At 32.2% G+C, this 19,019-nt stretch carries 18 protein-coding genes; 3 read left to right on the top strand and 15 right to left on the bottom strand.

Features of this window, described 5'->3' with window-relative positions; all coding sequences use genetic code 11:
* Window positions 1-121 precede the first annotated feature (121 nt).
* Complete coding sequence (locus DK441_RS11420) at window positions 122-1,147, bottom strand: DUF3078 domain-containing protein (protein WP_109098892.1); 1,026 nt, start codon at window positions 1,145-1,147, stop codon at window positions 122-124.
* Between the two features lie 373 nt (window positions 1,148-1,520).
* Between DK441_RS11420 and DK441_RS11415 the strand changes: the two genes are divergently transcribed.
* Together DK441_RS11415 and DK441_RS11410 are read left to right on the top strand one after the other, a co-directional pair.
* On the top strand, window positions 1,521-4,775 hold the full coding sequence (locus DK441_RS11415) for a S41 family peptidase (RefSeq protein ID WP_109098840.1): 3,255 nt from the start codon (window positions 1,521-1,523) through the stop codon (window positions 4,773-4,775).
* 144 nt (window positions 4,776-4,919) lie between these two features.
* Complete coding sequence (locus DK441_RS11410) at window positions 4,920-5,363, top strand: N-acetyltransferase (RefSeq protein ID WP_109098839.1); 444 nt, start codon at window positions 4,920-4,922, stop codon at window positions 5,361-5,363.
* A gap of 82 nt (window positions 5,364-5,445) precedes the next feature.
* Here the strand turns inward: DK441_RS11410 and DK441_RS11405 are convergent, their stop codons facing one another.
* From DK441_RS11405 to DK441_RS11365, 9 genes are all read right to left on the bottom strand, one after another.
* The gene (locus tag DK441_RS11405) at window positions 5,446-6,399 is read right to left on the bottom strand and encodes a DUF3078 domain-containing protein (RefSeq protein ID WP_109098838.1); all 954 of its coding nucleotides are present in this window, start codon (window positions 6,397-6,399) and stop codon (window positions 5,446-5,448) included.
* A 184-nt stretch (window positions 6,400-6,583) separates the two neighbouring features.
* Window positions 6,584-7,093, bottom strand: coding sequence for a DUF2480 family protein (locus tag DK441_RS11400; protein ID WP_074409839.1), 510 nt, complete (start codon window positions 7,091-7,093; stop codon window positions 6,584-6,586).
* 140 nt (window positions 7,094-7,233) lie between these two features.
* Window positions 7,234-7,992 carry a LytTR family DNA-binding domain-containing protein gene (locus tag DK441_RS11395; protein ID WP_109098837.1) on the bottom strand — a complete coding sequence of 253 codons (759 nt, stop codon included), beginning with the start codon at window positions 7,990-7,992 and terminating at the stop codon, window positions 7,234-7,236.
* 170 nt (window positions 7,993-8,162) lie between these two features.
* Window positions 8,163-9,365, bottom strand: coding sequence for a histidine kinase (locus tag DK441_RS11390; protein ID WP_109098836.1), 1,203 nt, complete (start codon window positions 9,363-9,365; stop codon window positions 8,163-8,165).
* Between the two features lie 325 nt (window positions 9,366-9,690).
* Complete coding sequence (locus tag DK441_RS11385) at window positions 9,691-10,128, bottom strand: PaaI family thioesterase (protein ID WP_109098835.1); 438 nt, start codon at window positions 10,126-10,128, stop codon at window positions 9,691-9,693.
* A 52-nt stretch (window positions 10,129-10,180) separates the two neighbouring features.
* Window positions 10,181-10,507, bottom strand: coding sequence for an SUF system Fe-S cluster assembly protein (locus tag DK441_RS11380; RefSeq protein ID WP_025666168.1), 327 nt, complete (start codon window positions 10,505-10,507; stop codon window positions 10,181-10,183).
* A 50-nt stretch (window positions 10,508-10,557) separates the two neighbouring features.
* Window positions 10,558-10,980 carry a SufE family protein gene (locus DK441_RS11375; protein ID WP_025666169.1) on the bottom strand — a complete coding sequence of 141 codons (423 nt, stop codon included), beginning with the start codon at window positions 10,978-10,980 and terminating at the stop codon, window positions 10,558-10,560.
* Window positions 10,981-11,020: 40 nt separating this feature from the next.
* Window positions 11,021-11,731: a DUF4377 domain-containing protein gene (locus DK441_RS11370; protein ID WP_109098834.1), complete on the bottom strand. Its 711-nt coding sequence runs from the start codon at window positions 11,729-11,731 to the stop codon at window positions 11,021-11,023.
* 76 nt (window positions 11,732-11,807) lie between these two features.
* Entirely contained in the window at window positions 11,808-13,022 is a 1,215-nt protein-coding gene (locus DK441_RS11365) for an aminotransferase class V-fold PLP-dependent enzyme (protein WP_109098833.1), read from the bottom strand.
* Window positions 13,023-13,100: 78 nt separating this feature from the next.
* On the opposite strand from DK441_RS11365, the gene DK441_RS11360 reads away from it, so the two are divergent.
* Window positions 13,101-14,453, top strand: a complete 1,353-nt coding sequence (locus DK441_RS11360) for a serine hydrolase (protein WP_109098832.1) — start codon at window positions 13,101-13,103, stop codon at window positions 14,451-14,453.
* Window positions 14,454-14,525: 72 nt separating this feature from the next.
* On the opposite strand, the gene sufD is transcribed toward DK441_RS11360, so the two are convergent.
* From sufD to sufB, 5 genes are all read right to left on the bottom strand, one after another.
* The gene (gene sufD / locus DK441_RS11355) at window positions 14,526-15,839 is read right to left on the bottom strand and encodes a Fe-S cluster assembly protein SufD (protein WP_109098831.1); all 1,314 of its coding nucleotides are present in this window, start codon (window positions 15,837-15,839) and stop codon (window positions 14,526-14,528) included.
* Between the two features lie 66 nt (window positions 15,840-15,905).
* Window positions 15,906-16,283 (bottom strand): four helix bundle protein, encoded by a 378-nt coding sequence (locus DK441_RS11350; RefSeq protein ID WP_109098830.1) that lies wholly within the window; start codon window positions 16,281-16,283, stop codon window positions 15,906-15,908.
* A gap of 44 nt (window positions 16,284-16,327) precedes the next feature.
* Window positions 16,328-17,080, bottom strand: a complete 753-nt coding sequence (sufC, locus tag DK441_RS11345; RefSeq protein ID WP_109098829.1) for a Fe-S cluster assembly ATPase SufC — start codon at window positions 17,078-17,080, stop codon at window positions 16,328-16,330.
* A gap of 39 nt (window positions 17,081-17,119) precedes the next feature.
* Window positions 17,120-17,509, bottom strand: coding sequence for a hypothetical protein (locus tag DK441_RS11340; protein ID WP_200822845.1), 390 nt, complete (start codon window positions 17,507-17,509; stop codon window positions 17,120-17,122).
* Between the two features lie 25 nt (window positions 17,510-17,534).
* Window positions 17,535-18,980, bottom strand: coding sequence for a Fe-S cluster assembly protein SufB (gene sufB, locus DK441_RS11335; protein WP_109098828.1), 1,446 nt, complete (start codon window positions 18,978-18,980; stop codon window positions 17,535-17,537).
* Window positions 18,981-19,019: the final 39 nt, after the last annotated feature.

Here is a 19,019-nt window from a genome sequence, read left to right as displayed (position 1 = left end):
TTGAGGTTCTGAGTACACTTCAAATCATGAGCATATCGAGATATTAGAATTATTTGAAGTACCCTCATGGTTCTCAAAATAGTAGTTTTCAGGAAGCAAGGTATTTAAACAAGCTCTAAGCTTAAAACTTATACTTGAGCCCTAATCCAATTACCTCACGTATCTGAAATCCACTGGTAGCATTGTCATCATAAATTGCTTGAAATACAAAACTACCTGTAATGTATTTGTTTACAAGTAAGTTAATATTTAATGTATAATCAATATCTACATTGGCCGGATCTTCAATATAGTTAGAGTACAGATTTAAAAGTTGTTCTAGAGATATATTTTTTGCCAAAGTGTATTTAGAATAAGCTGCAAGAGATCCACCAAACTCAAATCGAGAGCTTTCACCAGCGTCTACACCAAAATAATCACCATCTACATAATCTACAACATTGGTAAATTCTTTGTCTACAAATATCATACGAGATGTGACTGGAGCGATATTAACGTGCAGGTTATCACTTTTTTTCCATAACAATCCTGGTCCGATCTGTATAAAAGCCGGAGAAAAGAAATGAGTTTCTTCTGTACGAATAGTCTCTTCTGTATCGGGATCTTTGGTAAATCTATATCCTTTATCAAATTGAGATCTAAAATTGATAAACAAAGAATAATTCCAGAAACCTTGACCGATTTTTTGCCCTAATCGAGTATTAAATTCAATCCTATCATTGGTTTTACGAGGAAAATCTTCTCCTCTTAAAAAAGTAAGTCCATAATCAGCAATAATTTTATTATCCCAGGTTAGACTATTTTTTTTGTAGTTAAATTCATAGTTTAACGTAACATTTCCTGCAATATTAGATGTTCCTCCGCCTTGCCAGTCGTAGTTAAATGCAGATTGATTAAAAAGTAAGGTAAAGTTTGCCTTATCTTTCCACCCGATATGTTCTTCTTTTAGTTTTTTTGGAGTAATTTCTTTTAGCTTCTGTTTTAAAACTATGATATTTAGGTCATTTGTGGTGTTTTTTAAAATACTATCAAGAGAACGTTTTAAATTAACTTGAATTGAATCCAGATATTTTGTTTTTTCTTTTTCCTGACCTGAAATTTTTGTTACTAACAAAAGCAGAAAAATAGCTAAAAAAAATCTACTCATTTGATCTTTTGTTGCAAGGGTAGGATACAAAGATACGGTATGCTTTTAGTTTTTTCAAACCTATGATATTTCTATCAAAAAATAACTTGTAGAAAGATATTTCCTCATTAGTCTTATACCGGTTTTAATTTGCATGTACTGATCTATTAACATAGACTAGTCAAACCCTTATTATTTGATAATTACATACTATATTAACGTTAACAGTAGGTTAATGTGTCAAAATCGCATAAAAAGAAAAGTCATTTAGAATACTTTTGATATCATGACATATGAATAAACCAAGCAAATAATTAGATCATTTGATGTAACATATTAAATACTCATAGGTCATAGTAAAAACAACATATATCAATCAAAAAACTTTTATGTCATGAAAAATCTCAAAAAGATTATTACACTGTTTTTATTGTATTGGCTACCAAACATAAATTATGGTCAGCTGCCTGCAAAAATGATTCAATATCCCGATGTTTCTGATGCTCACATCTGTTTTACTTATGCAGATGATTTATGGATTGTAAATAAGCGAGGAGGCACAGCACATCGATTAACAACTAAGCCCGGTCGGGAAACAATGGGAAAATTTTCTCCAGATGGAAAAACTATTGCGTTTAATGCTAATTATGATGGAAATCATGATATATATACAATCCCGATAACCGGAGGTATTCCTAAACGAATTACAACTCACGGAATGTCTGATAATATTAAAGCATGGACCAAAGACGGAAAATTTTTAATCTACACCTCTAGAATGGAAAGCGGTAAACAACGTTTTTCTAAAGCATTTAAAATATCTGTTAATGGTGGATTACCAATAAGAATACCGATAAGCAAAGTCGAAGAATTAGATCTGCATGTAAACGGTGATCTTGTTGCTATGACAGATAAATCAAGGCTAAGCAGAAACTGGAAACGGTATCGAGGAGGAATGGCGTCTGACATCTATCTTTTTAACCTTAAAACCTTAACTTCTGAAAACATTACCAATAACGATGGTAATGATGAACTACCTATGTGGAATAATGATGACCTCTATTATCTTTCGGATAAAGACGCTTCAAAAAAGTTTAATATCTGGAAATATAACTTACAATCGAAACAACACGAGCAAATTACATTTTTTAAAGAATTTGATATTGAACGCCCATCTATAGGAAAATCTGAAATTGTTTTTGAAGCTGGAGGAACACTATATCTGTTAGATGTGGCAACAAAAACAACAAAAGAAATATCTATAAGTGCTATTGGTGATTTTACCGGATTAAAACCTCAGATAAAGAAAGCAGAAAAATACATTCATAGTGTTGGTATTGCCCCAGATGGCAACAGAATTATTGTAGGTGCCAGAGGAGATATTTTTTCTGTACCTAAAAAAGATGGGATTACTAAAAACCTAACACGCACGAGTGGCATTGCAGAGCGTTATCCCAGTTGGTCACCAGATGGAAGATATATTGCATATTGGAGTGATAAAACGGGTGAATATGAATTAATGGTGAGAGATCTTAAAAATAACTCAGAGAAACAAATCTCAAAGCAAGGTCCGGGATTTAGATACCAGTTATTTTGGTCTCCTGATAGTAAAAAGTTAATTTTTGTAGATCAGGAAATGCATATAAAACTGGCAAATATTACTAATAATACGATTACCAAAATAGATCAGGAAATACAATTGTTTCAAGGAGGGCTATCTGGTTTTTCTGTGAGTTGGTCAAATGACAGTAAATATATTACCTATGCAAATTCTCATGAAAATGGAAATCAGCATATCATTATTTATGATATAGATAAAAAGAAAAAACACACTATCACTTCTGCTTTTTATGATGATGGTAACCCTATTTTTTCTGTCGATAACAAGTATATCTATTGTACGACAAATAGAACCTTTGATCCGGTATATAGTGATTATGATAATAGCTGGACATACCCTAATGCCACCAAAATAGGAATCATTCCGCTTACAAAAGATGCAGTACACCCTATTGAATTAAAAAATGATGTAGTTGCTATAAATGAAGGGGATAAAAAGAAAGAAGATTCTAAGGACAAAAAGAAAGAAGAAGAAGATCAAAAGGTAAAACCGATACGCATAGATTTTAATGGTCTAGAATCCAGAATGATCATTTTACCTGTAGAACTAGGGAATACAGGAGGAATAAGTGCTGCCAAGGGTAAAGTTATTTTCTTGAAACACCCCAGAACGGGATCAAAAGACGAAAAATCAGTCTTAAAATATTATGATTTTGAAGAAGATGAAGAAAATACAATTCTTGAAAATGTTGACGACTATAAACTTTCGTTTGATAACAATAGTATTTTGGTGTTTAGCGAAGAAAAAATGGGTATTATAGAAGTCGCAAAAGATCAATCGCTAGAAGATCATGTAGACACTTCTAAAATGGAAATGACCGTTAACCCAAAAGAAGAATGGAGACAAATCTTTACAGATATATGGCGTTTAGAAAGAGATTTCTTCTATGATAAAAATCTACACGGATTGGATTGGGAAGCTATGAAAAAGAAATATGAGCCATTAATAGAATATGCAGCAAGTAGAAATGACCTAAATAAAATTACTGGAGCATTAATTGCAGAACTAAATGCTTCTCATACATATAGAGGTGGTGGAGACGTAGTATCAAGCTCTAACAAAACTACAGGCTATCTGGGTGTTGACTGGGAGATACACCAGGGAAAATACAGAGTAAAAAAAATCATTACACCAGCTCCTTGGGATACAGAGGTTAAATCTCCTCTTAGAAAGCCAGGAGTTGTAGTTGAAGAAGGTGATTATATATTACGTATTAATGGAATCGAATTAACAGAATATGCAGATCCTTATGTAGCATTAGAAGGAAAAGCAAATGAAACAATAGAAATTACAGTTAGCAAAACTCCTGATGGCAAAAATAGCAAGCAATATCTTGTACAACCTATAAGAAGTGAAGCGAGGCTGAGAAATCTTGCCTGGATTGAAGAAATGCGAAAATATGTAGATAAAAAATCAGGAGGAAGAATAGGATATATTTATGTGCCAAGTACAGGAATAGATGGGCAAGAAGAATTAGTTAGAATGTTTTATGCTCAACACCATAAAGATGGATTAATCATTGATGAAAGATTTAATAATGGAGGACAAATACCAGATAGATTTGTAGAATTATTAAACAGACCATTATTGAGCTATTACAAAGTAAGGGAAGGAAAAGACTGGGCCTGGCCTCCAAGAGGGCATTATGGCCCTAAAGCGATGCTTATCAATGGATGGAGTGGTAGTGGAGGCGATGCTTTCCCCGATTATTTTAAGAAAAGAAAAATAGGACCGCTTATTGGTACAAGAACTTGGGGAGGACTAATAGGAATTTCGGGATCACCAGAATTAATAGACGGTGGATATGTAACAGTGCCTACATTTAGAATGTATAACCCCGATGGAACCTGGTTTGCAGAAGGGCATGGTGTAGAGCCAGATATCCATGTTCCAGAAAACCCAGGAAAAGATGCTCAAGGTATAGATGTGCAACTAGATCGGGCTATCAATGAAGTGCTAAAAACACTTAAAGAAAGCGATAAAAACCCAAAGAATAACGTACCTGCAGCAGAGGATCGCTCTAAGTAATTTGTTTGCAAAAGAGATATATAATCTAATCAAAGCGAGAGTATTTTCTTTACTCTCGCTTTTACTTTTTATAAGATATGTATTATTAAAAAATGCGTTTGATAAATTAAAGTATATTCGTGATACTGTATTATATGATTTGCTATGGAAAAATTAGAACTGATTAAAGCACAAGAATCGGATAAGGATTTCTTATTTAAATTAAGAAAAGCGACCATGGTCGAACACTTAGAGGAAATGGGAATTTTCTTATCAGATGAAGAACATTTATCCAGAATAGATTTTCAATATGATAATGCTTATGTGATATTAAAATCTAATCAAAGAGCAGGTGTATTGAAATATATTGAAACAGAACATGCAATAGAAATACTACAAATACAAGTGTTACCCGAATATCAAGGTCATGGAATAGGGAAATATGTGATTAAAGACATAATAGAGACTGCCAAAGCTTCAAATAAAGATATGGTACTAAAAGTATTAAAAGAAAACCCAGCGAGATATTTATACGAACGTATGGGTTTTGATACTGTTGATGAGGATAAATATGAGTTTCATATGCAATTAACATCTAATAAAACATAAAGACAGATAGTAAGTTCACTAAAGAAAAAAGCATCTTTTATACGATAAAAGATGCTTTTTTAAGAACTATATTTTCTTGTTTCTAGAACCCGTAATTTATACCTAGACCAAATACTTCTCTAATCTGAAAAGCACCAATAGCATTATCATCATAGATGGCCTGAAAGGTTAGATTAGTAGATAAATATTTGTTAATCGTCATCACGATATTTGCAGTATAATCTATATCTACATTTTGTGGATCTTCTAAGTAGTTAGAATACAAATTTAAAATGTTTTCCATAGATACATTCTTCATGATCTCAAATTTAGCATACCCATTAAGTGCAGCACCAAATTCAAAACGAAACGTATCGTTTGCTTCTACTCCAAAGTAACCTCCGGCATCGTTAAAAGTGTCTATTGCTGCCTGATCATTACCCACATCTGTAAACATATCATGTACAAAAATAAATCGTGCTGTTGCAGGAGCGATATTAACCTTTAGATTATCACTTTTTTTCCATAACATACCTGGGCCTAATTGTAAATAGGCTGGAGAAAAAACACGAGTAGTTTCTGTTCTGATTTCTCTTGTTCCTATAACATTTCCAGTAGTTGTATCTAGAATAGGTTCTTCTCCATATTCAAATCCTTTATCAAACTGTGTTCTAAAGTTTAAGAAAAAAGAATAATACCATAGTGATTCTTTGATTTGTCTACCCAATAATGAATTTAACTCTAAGCGATCATTGGTTTTGCGTATAAACTCTTGGTCTTTAAGCTTGGTAAGCCCATAATCTGCAAGAATTTTATTATCCCAAGTGAGTTTTCCTTTGCGGTAATTAAAATCATAGGATATAGAGAGATTTCCTGCAATATTAGATGTTCCTCCTCCAAGCCATTCTGCATTAAAGGCAGATTGATTTATTAAAAGACTAATGTTTCCTCCTTTGGTCCATCCTTCTTTAGGAGCTTCGTCTTTTTTTGTTTCTTCTTGTGCAAATAGAATTGTAGAGCTAATTAATAGAACTACAGTAAGCAATGTTTTTTTCATTTGATGATAGTTTTAAGGAATTTAATCAGGTTATTTTAAGGATTAAATAATTTATTATCCTGTACAAATAACCAGTGTAAATTTTTATGTTGGCAAATATATTTTAAGAAACGTTTTTTGCCTTAAAAGTATGTTAGCAGGCCATTGTTTTTCGATAAAAAACAACATTAACAGATAAAAGGGTTTATTTCCTTTTATATAGAGGAACAGAAGAACATGCCTCTCCATACATAATACTCTTGGCAACGGGTTGTAATTTTTGAATCAAATCGATATAAGCTCCATTCGGAACAGGCTTGTTTGTACATCCTTTTATAATAATAAGCTTGTTTTGATATGCCGAAATATCGATAGTATTTATAATTTCGGCATAGAGTATAGTTTCCAGGGCCTCTAAAGATCCCACAGCTACCTTTTTAGCAAAAGGTTGTAATGCACTTGTTAATAAAAGATATGCCCATCCGGGAATAATAGCATCTGTAGAACAAGTTAAGGCAATATAGCTGTCTTGATATTGACTCCAGTCATGATCTAAAACGTGTTTTCTAAACTCTTTTTCGCGTAAAATTAACCCTTCAAAAAGCCAGTCTTTAATATCAAAAAGAATACGATTACCTTTAGGGTAATACTCTTCTAAATCAAAAGTGATGAGGTTTTTATTATTAGCAACTCTATTTACAATTTCATCGGCCATTACATAGTCATTTTTATTACTTGTTTAAATTTTGAACTTACGACTTTTATGAGTGTTCTAACTCTGATATAAGCCTAAAAATGATTAAGATATTATTTTTAATACCAGATTAATAGTAACAAAAAATAAACAAGAAATTATTACTTTGTAAAAGTAGACATTACCTTAAGAAAATCCTCTTTTTTTGAGCGGGAAATACTTACAGAGATATCATTATTCATTATAATGTAGCCGCCATCTGATTTCACAAATTTCTTAACCTCTTTTAAGTTTATTAAATAGCTATTATGTACACGCATAAAGTCTTGCTCAAGTAATAGATTTTCATATTCTTTTAGGTGTTTACTAACCAGCAACTTTGATTCATTTTTCATAATAAAAGAGGTATAAGAACCATTAGCTTTACAAAATATGATATCGTCGATGTTTACAAACTCAAAACCTTCGGCAGTGGCTAAACATATTTTATTAAGCTTTGGTTTTTGTTGTTTGAGATTTAGCATTAGAGTTTCCAGTTGTTTTTTGTAGATTTTCTGGTTTTTTTTCTTTCGTACTTTTTCAACTGCATTTTGTAATTCTTCAAGATCAATAGGTTTTAATAAATAATCAAGAGAGCTAAATTTTATTGCTTTAATTGCATATTGATCAAAAGCTGTGGTAAAAACAACTTCAAAATTAAAATTTGATATTTGGTTAAGTACATCAAAACCAGTTCCGGTTTGTAATTCTATGTCTAAAAAAACAACATCGGGTTTGGTAGATGAAAGGATTGTAATAGCTTCAGAAACCGAAGTAGCCATGCTTGTTACTGTTATATCTGTACAGAACTCTTCTAAGAACTGTTTTAAATTCTCTCTACTATGTTTTTCATCTTCTACAATTACTGCTTTTAAATCCATACTATGAATATATTTTAAAGAATAGGTGTCATGATATTTCTAGAATTTGAAGCGTTTTATCCCTAATCATTATCCATCACTTCACAAATTAGATAATTCTCTTTTTTGAAAAATGAAATTTAAATTTTTCTGACCAATAACCTGATTAAAAGTATATTGATCTGCAGAGCCTATTCGATGTTTGGTAAAGTTAAAGTAATTTTATTACCAAAAATGTTCTTCTTAGTATTAAGAATAGGGATTACTTTTTTCTTAATCTTATACTTTTTAATCCTATTTACAGACCTGATAAGATCCAGGCATTGTACAATTTGTTTTCTATATTCTGGTGTATATCTGATTTTATCAATAATTTCAGTAGTATAGTTATAATGTATGTTTACAATAATATTGGATGGGTTTATCTCGAAGATTATATTTATAGTTTGATTTTTATGCTGATTATGGATAGCATGCTCTATTAAGTTTTCAAATAAAGTTTGTAAAACGAATGAAGGAATTTTTACTTTTAAATGCTTAGAAGACTTTTGATTAAAAGAAATACTATAATCAAATGTATTATTATAACGTAGTTTTTGAAGTTTTAGATACCAATTAAGCATAGTAATTTCTTCAGTTAAATCAACAGTTTCTTTTTCTAAATGAGTTAAATAAAATCGTATAAGTTTACTAAAAACAGATAAATACTGTAAAGCTGTTTTTTTGTTTTCTGAAACAATAAAATATTGAATAGCATTGAGAGCATTAAATACAAAATGGGGGTTCATTTGAGATTTAAAAACCCTTAATTTTAAATCGAGCATTTCTTCTTTAAGCTGTAGTAAGTTTTGCTGCTCCTTCAGTAGCGCATTAGTATCTCTAACGCTTTTAATTTTTATTGCACAAATTGAAGCGATAGCAGACAACATTTTTAGATGTTGATTTGTAAAAAAACCTTTATCAGGATGCTCACAATCAATAACTCCATAAATAACATTATCAGTTGTAATGGGCACTGTTATTTCTGATAAACGCTTGTCATCATCAACAATATATCTAGGATCCTTAGAAGTGTCATAAATAATTTCGGCTTTTCCAGAAACAGCAACGCTTCCTGTAATACCTTCTCCTAATTTGATTTCTACGGGATTGTATACCAAATAATCTTTAGGATTTTTAGCACCATAAGCCGCTTTTTGAACTAATGATTTATTTTTTTGATCTATCAGATAAATAACACAATCTATAAAACCCAATTTAGAAATACAGTTTTTAGCTAGATCCCAAAGAATTGCTTCTTCATCTTTTTTACCCAAAAGTGATTTTGAAAAATACACTAAAATATCTTCAAACTGATCTTGGTTTAAACTAAGGTGTTTTTTTAGATTGATCATAATCTAGTTTACTTTAAAATTAATTCATATATCACAAGAGTTAAAAAGGTTGTGTGATAAAAAAGCTAGCATAACTAACTAAGTTTTTAACACAAACATAAAATGCTTTTGAAGATATTTGTTTCAGTAATTGACAGATAGTAAGAGGTAATTGATCAATGGTTAAATTATCGATAATTGCATAGCACAGAATCCTTTTTAGCACCAAAAGATTTTAAAAACAGTAAAATATCTATAAATGAATGAAGACGAGATTATATATCACAGAAAGATGAGTATATAAGTGAAGTAGTATTATAAAGCTTTATTTCTTTTTATAAAGATGCTATTTATATCCTATTTTTTCTGAAAGCTCTATCTTGCTTTTTGCAAAATTTCCGGTTCCAAATGCAACTTCTTTACCGTCTTCATTGTATAATGTTGATTCTGCAACAAACAGGTTTTTGGATTTAAATTTTATTTTTCCAACTGCTGTAATTATTCCTTTATCAACAGGTCGTATTAGATTAATATTGAACGAAGTAGTAAGGACAAAAACATCTTTTATAATAGAATTTACTGCAAAAAAAGCAGAATCATCGAGCAATTTAAAATAGACAGAACCATGTATTGCTCCTAATGCATGAAAATACTTTTCCGAAATTTTAAGTTCGATTTGCGCTAACCCTTCAGAAATTTTAACTGTAGTAGTATCATAGAGTGCAGTATTAATATTGGCCTGCAAATACATTCTTTCTAATTTACTATAATGTTCAGGATTCATTTTCCTTGTTTATTTATTTTAGAAAGTTATTCCAAAATGATTGCAGTATCAGTTACAGCATACCCAGCTCTAATTTTGCTTCTTCACTCATTAAATCTTGTGACCATGGCGGATCAAAAGTAAGCTCCATTTCTACATCATTTACTGCATCTAGAGACTTTACTTTTTCTCGAATCTCTTCAGGAAGGGACTCTGCTACAGGGCAATTGGGAGAAGTAAGTGTCATTAAGATTTTTACATCATAGTCCTCATTAACAAAGACATCATAGATTAGCCCTAGCTCATATATATCAACCGGAATTTCGGGATCATAAATGGTTTTTAGTACTCTTACAATCTTTTCTCCTAAGTCGTTTGTATCTATAGTGGTTTCACTCATTTTTTTAGTTTTAATATTGCTTTAACAAGCATTGTACAACAGAAATTGATTTAATTCAATTGTGTTTGATAAGCGATAGCATACATTTTTAACTGCTTAATCATACTTACCAAACCATTAGCACGTGTTGGTGATAAATGCTCTTTTAAACCAATTTCATCGATAAAATCGGTATCAGCCTCAATAATAGCCGAAGGGTGTTGCCCAGAAAAAACACGTATCAATATTGCAATAATACCTTTGGTAATAATGGCATCACTATCTGCAGTAAATTCAACTTTATCATTTTTCATTTCGGCGTGTACCCATACTTTACTCTGGCATCCTTTTATGATATTGTCGTCTGTTTTATATTTTTCTTCAATAAGAGGTAGTGATTTTCCTAACTCAATCATGTATTCATATCGTTGCATCCAATCATCAAACATGCTAAATTCGTCAACAATTTCTTCCTGAATTTCTTGTATTGTCATTACGTACAAATTTTGAACAAAAATACAACAAGAATAATTGCTATTCAATACTTTCTGTCAATGATAGCATAGTATTAACTAATTCTTGTATTTCTTGAGGAGGATATCCATGATCAAAACCATTCGAAACAAACGTTTTGGTAGAAGAAATGATTTTTAGCTGTGCATGCGCAGCGCCATCAAAGAGTCTTTTTTCTGTAGGTGCTTTTAGCTCACTTATTTTATCAAGATCTATAGTTTCCAGAAGTGAAGTAATAGTGGCCCAATCTTTTTTTGAGCATTTTTTTGAATCACTATTTTTTAAGTTTCTATCTGTAGTTTTTTCAATGCGATCTTTATTGATTTTGATTTGAAAAAAAGAACCTCTAGAGAGTGCCTGATATTCGATATTAACTATGTTGTCCTGGGTTTTTTTATGCTTTACAGGGATGTTTTGAGCTACAGATTGATTTTTTTCTTTTGATATTATTTTAACCAGAGTATAGTGTAATGAGGAACCATCAGCCGGAGGATTTTCTATTTTGGTAATGGCAACTTCAATTTGGTAATTGTATCCATCTTCATACTTAAAACCCTCGATGGTATCATAAAAATAAGTCCATTTATCGGTTGGGTTTTCTTTATACAACATGCATTTTTGAGGGCCAACACCAACACAATCTACCAGAGTATTTGCTATAAATACTCGTTTGGTTTCCTGGCATGAAGAAAATAAAATAACGATACTTAATAAGGAAAAAAACTTGCTCATAGATTGGTTGTTTTGTGTAATACGTTATATGGTAATTAAATAACGTTGAACAAAACCAAATGGTATAAAAAATAATTTACGAGAGCATCATCTTGGCTTTTTTAACGGCTTCGACCAAAGCATCAATTTCCTCTTTAGTGTTATAGAACGAAAAAGAAGCACGGACTGTTCCTGGTATTTTATAAAAATCCATGATGGGCTGTGCACAGTGATGTCCCGTGCGTACCGCAATACCAAGCTTATCTACAATAGTACCTACATCATAAGGATGGATATTATCTAGATTAAAAGAGATCACCGAAGTTTTGTTTTTGGAGGTGCCATAGATTTTTAGCCCTTCAATTTCTAATAATTTTTGTGTACCGTATTCAAGAAGTTCATTCTCATATGCAGCAATATTTTCAAAACCAATACTATTCATATAGTCAAGTGCTACTCCAAAAGCGATACCACCACAGATATTAGGAGTTCCGGCTTCAAATTTATGGGGTAACCCGGCATAGGTGGTTTTTTCAAAAGTAACTTGTTCGATCATTTCTCCACCACCTTGATAAGGAGGTAGTTTGTTTAGCCACTCTTCTTTTCCGTAAAGCATACCTACTCCTGTAGGCCCGCAAAGTTTGTGTGCAGAGGCAACATAGAAATCTACATCCAAAGCTTTAACATCTGGTTTAACATGAGGGCAAGCTTGCGCACCATCGATCAATACAGCTGCACCTATACGATGTGCTTTTTCAATAATTTCTTCAATAGGATTTATAGTTCCTAATGCGTTAGAGATATGATTGGTAAAAACAAGTTTTGTCCTGTTAGAAAGTAATTGATCATATACATTCATTACTAATTCGCCATCCTCGTTCATTGGGATGACCTTAAGAATAGCACCAGTACGTTCACATAACATTTGCCACGGTACAATATTAGAATGATGTTCTAAGGCAGAAACGATAATTTCATCACCTTTAGAAAGAAGAGAGGTAAAGCCGGTAGCAATAATATTAATGCTATGAGTTGTTCCCGAAGTGAGAATAATCTCATGAGCGTGTTTTGCACCAAAATGCTCCTGTATTTTCTTACGAGCGATTTCGTATGCATCTGTTGCTTCTTGTGATAAGGTGTGAACACCTCGGTGAATATTCGCATTATAGCTACTATAATAAGCTACAATAGCATCTATAACTACCTGCGGTGTTTGAGATGTGGCCGCATTATCAAAATATACCAAAGGTTTTCCGTTTACTTCTCTGGTAAGTATTGGGAAATCGTCTCGTATTTTCTGTACATCTAGCATATTAATTTCTTTCTGCAAAAGTAGTAAGTATTTCTAATTAGGATTGTTTATTTTTAGAATGATTTAACCCTTTTTATAATGAAACGACTTAAAAAAATTATTGGGATTGCATTTCTTATTCTGTTTGTAGGAATTTGTATTGCATTTGTACTGAATTACCCAAAACTTACAATTCTAACAGGATATTCTGCAAAGCATATGAACTCATCGGTTTTTATTGCCAATAGAACTTTAGAGTTTACAGATTTAAATGACAATAATTTTGCACCGGTTGATCTGGCAGATGATGAGGTAAATTTGAAAAACAAAACATCTGTTGCCTCTGTTTTTGGACTTAAAGAGAGAAAAGCGATTTATAGAGAAGGATTAGGGAGTGTTCTCATTGACGATGATTTTGATGAAAACACACCTGTTTTAATACCACATAGAACTAAAACAGAAACAGGACAGTCATATCCATATGGCGAATTAGAACAAAAAGACACAGTTTTTAAAACGGTAGATTATGATAAAATAAATAGAACTGTTGCTTCAATTTTTGATTCGAATGGGGAGTATATAAAGAAAACAAGAGCTGTTCTTGTACTTTATAAAGATCAGATTATTGCCGAGAAGTATATAGATGGATTAGATAAAGATTCTAAGTTACTGGGGTGGTCTATGACCAAAAGTATTCTCTCTACGGTTTACGGAGTGTTACAAAAACAAGGAGCTATTAACATACATAATAAAGCCCCGGTATCTGAATGGCAAAATGATGAAAGAAAAGAGATAACGATTAATAATCTATTACAAATGAATTGTGGGTTAGAATGGGATGAGGATTATGGCTCTATTTCTGATGTTACAAAAATGTTATATGTAGATAAAGATATGACAATTGCCCAAATTCATAAAAAAGCGATTTATAAACCCAATGACTACTGGTATTATTCTTCTGGTGTGTCTAATTTGTTATCCGGGATTTTGAGAAAACAGTTCAAAAGCTACCAGGAGTATCTTGATTATCCATATCGAGAGTTTATTGATAAAATAGGAATGAATTCTATGCTTATAGAAACTGATATGACAGGTAATTACGTAGGCTCTTCTTATGCCTGGGCAACAGTAAGGGATTGGGGTAAATTTGGATTGTTATATCTGCATAAAGGGAATTGGAACGGAGAGCAGATTTTTGAACCTTCATGGGTGGATTATGTGACCACTCCAAGTCCTACATCTGAAGGAGATTATGGAGGGCATTTTTGGTTAAATGCAGGAGGGTTTTATCCAGATGCTCCAAGGGATATGTTTTCTGCAAATGGATTTCAGGGACAGCGGGTGTTTATTATTCCTTCTAAAGATTTGGTCATTGTACGATTTGGACTTATTGGAGATGCAGGAGTAGATTTTAATACGTTTTTAAAGAATATGGTTGACTCGATAGAGTAGAAAAAAAAACACTAAAGCCAAATCGCAGAAGATTTGGCTTTAGTGTTTTTGTTTGTTGTTGAAACAGTTGTTTTACAAATCAAAACCAATATTTACACCAAGCTTAGTAGCGATTAGTTTATTAATTCTACTTTTTAGCTGAGGTATTTTTACACTAGACAATACATTGTTTGCGAATGCATACATTAATAAAGCCCTAGCTTCTTTTTCTCCGATACCCCTGGATTTCATATAGAATAATGCATTATCATCTAATTGCCCAATAGTACAACCATGTGAACATTTTACGTCATCTGCAAAAATCTCTAATTGTGGCTTAGAATTGATGGTTGCTTTATCACTTAACAAGATATTGTTATTAGACTGAAAAGCATTTGTTTTTTGTGCTTCTTTATTGACAATGATTTTTCCATTAAAAACCCCTATGGCTTTTTCTCCAAAAATTCCTTTATAATCTTGATGACTTTCACAATTTGGTGCTGTATGATGTACCAAGGTATTGTGATCTACATGCTGTTTTCCTTCAATAATTGTTATACCATTAAGTATAGAGTCAATCCCTTCTCCTTTTTGATAAAAATTAAGGTTATTTCTGGTGATATTTCCACCAAAAGCAAAAGTATGTACCGATGCTACGCTTTGCGCATGCTGTTCGATATATGTATTGTCAATCAAAGAAGCATTTTGATTATCATTCTGGATTTTATAGTAATCAACGATTGCTCTTTTATCTGCAAAAATTTCGGTTACAGCATTTGTAAGAACAGGGTTATCTGTTAAACTCTGATGGCGCTCAATGATTTGCACATGAGAATTTTCTCCAACAACAATCAAGTTACGAGGCTGTAACATCTGTGCAGCTTCATTTCCTGTAGAAAAGTGTATAATCTGTATAGGCTTATCAGCTAGCTTATTTTTTGGAATATAGATATAAGCTCCTTCTCTGGAAAAAGCTGTATTTAAAGAAGTAAGCCCATCTTTAGGAGCTACTTTGTTAAAATAGTTTTCAATGATTAATCGATATTTTTCATGAGTTAGTGCCGATGACATTAAACATACATCGATTTTATCATGAGTCGTTTCAGATAAATGAGACGAATACTTACCATCAATAAATACAATTTTATATGTATCCAAATCATGAAGGAAGTACTTTTTTATATCCTTAAAATCTAAAGCATTTTCTTCTTTTGGAAAAATACTGTAATCATGTTTTAGCACAGTATTTAGAGAGGTATATTTCCACGCTTCTTCTTTTTTGGTAGGAAATCCTTTTTCTTCAAAAGTTTTAATAGCTTGACTTCTGATATCATGAACAGCTGTGTCAACATCTACCGTATTTTCAAAGGCCAAAAAAGAAGATACCAATTTATCTTTCAATTCCATATTTAGTTTCAAGTTTTGTTTCTTTTACGAAACTGTTTCGAGTTTTAAGGTCGGGATTCTTATTCTTTACACCTCTAGACTCTTTTTATTTAAATAACTAATAAAACCAGCAATTCTTTTGCTCAGAGTTTCATAGTCATTAACTAATATCTTTAATGTTTTTTCTTCAATATATCCTGAATCGAAAATTCTATATAATTGAGATCTTGTTTCTCCCGAAGAGGCTTTGGCTATAGAGAGGGATTTTCTAAATTCTATATTTCCGTCTCGTTCAAAACCTTCAGCGATCTTATCCATTACAGCGCCAGAAGAACCTTTAATTTGATCTTTTAGTTTATAATCATTTTCTATACCAGTTGTTTTTGATAAAAGAATAATTTCTTTGCACAATCTTCTGGCTTCTTGCCAAATTTCTAAATCTTCAAATCTTTTTATAGTTGCCATATTTCAGCTAATTTGAAACTTTAAACAACAAACCAAACTAACAATTAAGCGTTTATTTCTTCTTTAATCCAATCGTATCCTTTTTCTTCTAGTTCTAAAGCTAATTCTTTGGTGCCAGATTTTACAATTTTACCGTCATATAATACATGTACAAAATCTGGAACTATATGGTCTAACAGACGTTGATAGTGAGTAATTACTATAATAGCATTGTCTTCACTTTTTAGTTTATTCACTCCATTAGCTACAATACGAAGAGCGTCTATATCAAGTCCAGAATCTGTTTCGTCAAGGATTGCCAATTTAGGTTCCATCATTGCCATCTGAAAGATTTCATTACGTTTTTTTTCACCACCCGAGAATCCTTCGTTAAGAGAACGGGATAAGAATTTACGATCAATTTCTAATAATTCAGATTTTTCACGAATTTTTTTAAGCATGTCTTTGGCAGGCATTTCTTCAAGACCTTGTGCTTTTCGTGTTTCATTTATGGCGGTTTTCATAAAATTAGTTACCGTTACGCCAGGAATTTCTACTGGATATTGAAACGACAGAAAAACTCCTTTATGAGCCCGTTCTTCTGCTGCAAGTTCCTCAATATCTTCTCCTTCCAAAAGAATTCCCCCCTTGGTAACTTCATATTCTTCTTTCCCTGCAACGATACTGGCTAATGTACTTTTTCCAGCACCGTTAGGACCCATAATTGCGTGTATTTCTCCTGCTTTTACATCTAGGTTAAGACCTTTTAAAATTTCTTTCCCTTCGACACTTGCGTGTAAATCCTTTATCTCTAACATGTTATATAAAACTTTTATCTCTTATGAGATATAATTTATTTATTTTTCTTTTTCTAGATCAGAGTTTTTATCTTCTTCAGAAGATTTAATCTTAGTGGGCAACTCTGAAGTTGGCGCACTTACTCCGATAATTTCTTTTATTTCTACTATTTCTTCCCATCCTTGTTCTGGATTGGGTTTTATGATTCCCTTTACTACTACAGGAACCATGTCATATTCTTCTCTTTGCAGAGGTTCTACTTTTTTAGCGAGTTCTAGCGTGACATCATTAATTATCACACCATATATAAAATCATTACCTTTTAAGACTGCTGCATCATCTATAAGAATAAATTCGCCACGAATTAAATTAGGTTCTTCATTTTTGTTTTCGGATTTGCAGGAAAAAAGAATAAGACTTAGTGCAATTAAAATACATGTTTTTTTCATTAATGTAGATTTGATGGTTTTACAATTAGCCTACAGAACCTTCTAAAGAAATCTCCAGAAGTTTTTGAGCTTCTACTGCAAACTCCATAGGTAGCTTATTCAATACTTCTTTACTAAAACCATTAACGATTAAAGCGATTGCTTTTTCTGTATCAATTCCTCGTTGGTTACAATAAAAAATTTGATCTTCTCCTATTTTGCTTGTAGTTGCTTCATGTTCTATTTGAGCGGTTTTGTTTTTAGTTTCTATATAAGGAAACGTATGTGCGCCACATTCATTGCCCATCAATAATGAATCACATTGCGAAAAATTACGCGCATTGGTCGCTCTACTACTTATTTGCACTAATCCTCGATAACTATTTTGGGACTTCCCAGCAGAAATACCCTTAGAAATGATAGTACTTTTGGTGTTTTTGCCTAAATGTATCATTTTTGTACCTGTATCTGCTTGCTGAAAATTATTGGTTACCGCAATAGAATAAAATTCTCCAACAGAGTTATCTCCTTTTAATATACAAGAAGGATATTTCCAGGTAATTGCTGATCCTGTTTCTACTTGAGTCCAAGAAATTTTAGCGTTGTTTTCGCAAATTCCTCTTTTGGTCACAAAATTATAAACCCCTCCTTTTCCTTCAGCATTTCCGGGATACCAGTTTTGTACTGTAGAATATTTTATTTCTGCATCATCCAATGCTATTAATTCAACAACAGCAGCATGTAATTGATTTTCATCACGAGAAGGAGCAGTACATCCTTCTAGATAACTTACATAACTCCCTTGATCTGCCACTACTAAAGTTCGTTCGAACTGTCCCGTACCTGCCTGATTGATTCTAAAATAGGTAGATAGTTCCATTGGACAACGAACACCTTTAGGGATATAACAGAACGAACCATCGCTAAAAACAGCAGAGTTTAAAGCAGCATAAAAATTATCCTTTTGAGGAACCACAGCTCCGATATATTTTTTAACTAACTCTGGATGTTCTTGAATAGCTTCAGAAATAGAGCAAAATATAATTCCTTTTTCTGCAAGGGTTTCTTTAAACGTTGTAGCTACTGATACAGAATCCATTACTATATCTACAGCTACTCCTGCTAATTTTTTTTGTTCGTCTAATGAAATCCCAAGTCTTTTAAAAGTATCGAGTAATTCTGGATCTACTTCATCAATACTATTATATTTAGGCTTTTTGTTTGGTGCAGAATAGTAAGATATATTCTGAAAATCAGGCTTTTCATAAGTAACATTTGCCCATTCGGGTTCTTCCATCTGTTCCCATGCTCGAAAAGCTTCAAGCCTCCATTCTGTCATCCATTCGGGTTCTTCTTTTTTCTTAGAGATTGCACGAACAATATTTTCATTAAGACCAACAGGAAAAGTATCAGATTCTATATCGGTATAAAATCCATACTCGTATTCTTTGGTCTCTAGTTCTTTTTTTAAGTCGTCTTCAGTATACGCCATTTTCTTTATCCTAGAATTAATTCAGGACTTTTTTTATAG

The sequence above is a fragment of the Aquimarina sp. AU58 genome, assembly GCF_900312745.1.
Lineage (GTDB): Bacteria > Bacteroidota > Bacteroidia > Flavobacteriales > Flavobacteriaceae > Aquimarina > Aquimarina spinulae.
The sequence above is the reverse complement of the archived record's forward strand: the minus strand, read 5'-3'. Positions and strand labels throughout refer to the sequence as shown.

Coding starts and splice junctions, on each gene's coding strand:
- DK441_RS11420 (WP_109098892.1), bottom strand. CDS start 1,147: ATGAGTAGATTTTTTTTAGCTATTTTTCTGCTTTTGTTAGTAACAAAA.
- DK441_RS11415 (WP_109098840.1), top strand. CDS start 1,521: ATGAAAAATCTCAAAAAGATTATTACACTGTTTTTATTGTATTGGCTA.
- DK441_RS11410 (WP_109098839.1), top strand. CDS start 4,920: ATGGAAAAATTAGAACTGATTAAAGCACAAGAATCGGATAAGGATTTC.
- DK441_RS11405 (WP_109098838.1), bottom strand. CDS start 6,399: ATGAAAAAAACATTGCTTACTGTAGTTCTATTAATTAGCTCTACAATT.
- DK441_RS11400 (WP_074409839.1), bottom strand. CDS start 7,093: ATGGCCGATGAAATTGTAAATAGAGTTGCTAATAATAAAAACCTCATC.
- DK441_RS11395 (WP_109098837.1), bottom strand. CDS start 7,992: ATGGATTTAAAAGCAGTAATTGTAGAAGATGAAAAACATAGTAGAGAG.
- DK441_RS11390 (WP_109098836.1), bottom strand. CDS start 9,365: ATGATCAATCTAAAAAAACACCTTAGTTTAAACCAAGATCAGTTTGAA.
- DK441_RS11385 (WP_109098835.1), bottom strand. CDS start 10,128: ATGAATCCTGAACATTATAGTAAATTAGAAAGAATGTATTTGCAGGCC.
- DK441_RS11380 (WP_025666168.1), bottom strand. CDS start 10,507: ATGAGTGAAACCACTATAGATACAAACGACTTAGGAGAAAAGATTGTA.
- DK441_RS11375 (WP_025666169.1), bottom strand. CDS start 10,980: ATGACAATACAAGAAATTCAGGAAGAAATTGTTGACGAATTTAGCATG.
- DK441_RS11370 (WP_109098834.1), bottom strand. CDS start 11,731: ATGAGCAAGTTTTTTTCCTTATTAAGTATCGTTATTTTATTTTCTTCA.
- DK441_RS11365 (WP_109098833.1), bottom strand. CDS start 13,022: ATGCTAGATGTACAGAAAATACGAGACGATTTCCCAATACTTACCAGA.
- DK441_RS11360 (WP_109098832.1), top strand. CDS start 13,101: ATGAAACGACTTAAAAAAATTATTGGGATTGCATTTCTTATTCTGTTT.
- sufD (WP_109098831.1), bottom strand. CDS start 15,839: ATGGAATTGAAAGATAAATTGGTATCTTCTTTTTTGGCCTTTGAAAAT.
- DK441_RS11350 (WP_109098830.1), bottom strand. CDS start 16,283: ATGGCAACTATAAAAAGATTTGAAGATTTAGAAATTTGGCAAGAAGCC.
- sufC (WP_109098829.1), bottom strand. CDS start 17,080: ATGTTAGAGATAAAGGATTTACACGCAAGTGTCGAAGGGAAAGAAATT.
- DK441_RS11340 (WP_200822845.1), bottom strand. CDS start 17,509: ATGAAAAAAACATGTATTTTAATTGCACTAAGTCTTATTCTTTTTTCC.
- sufB (WP_109098828.1), bottom strand. CDS start 18,980: ATGGCGTATACTGAAGACGACTTAAAAAAAGAACTAGAGACCAAAGAA.